The 511-nt window shown below is 56.0% G+C and carries 1 protein-coding gene; it reads right to left on the reverse strand.

Going from position 1 to position 511, the window contains the following annotated elements:
• A partial coding sequence (locus PPL9_RS34415) for an ATP-binding cassette domain-containing protein (protein ID WP_244273473.1) occupies positions 1-511 on the reverse strand: 511 nt, incomplete at both ends.

The raw sequence follows: 511 nt of genomic DNA on the forward strand, positions 1-511 counted from the left end.
GGGATCGGGATTGCGGCCAGCAGTGCTTCTGAGTATGGATGCAGCGGCTGTTCAAAGAAGCTGGCTGTGTCTGCCACTTCCACGAGTCGGCCTGCATACATCACGCCAATGCGATCACTGATGTGTTCCACCATACTCAGGTCATGGGTGATAAAGAGATAGGTCAGCCCCATCTGCTCTTGCAGGTCCTGCAGCAGGTTGATGGTCTGCGCGGCGATGGACACATCCAGTGCTGATACGGATTCATCAGCTGCGATGAAGGTCGGGTTCAATGCCAATGCGCGAGCAATGCCGATGCGTTGGCGCTGACCACCACTGAATGCGTGCGGATAGCGGCTCATATTCTCAGGGCGCAGGCCCACTTTGCTCAACAGATCCGCAACGCGGTCTTCCAGTTCGCTCTTGTTGGTGACGCCGATGTTGACGAGCGGTTCGCTGACCAGTTGCAGCAGCGTCATACGTGGGTTGAGTGATGCATAAGGATCCTGAAAGATCATCTGCATGTGCTGGC

Source organism: Pseudovibrio sp. POLY-S9 (assembly GCF_001431305.1).
In the GTDB taxonomy this organism is placed as follows: Bacteria; Pseudomonadota; Alphaproteobacteria; order Rhizobiales; family Stappiaceae; genus Pseudovibrio.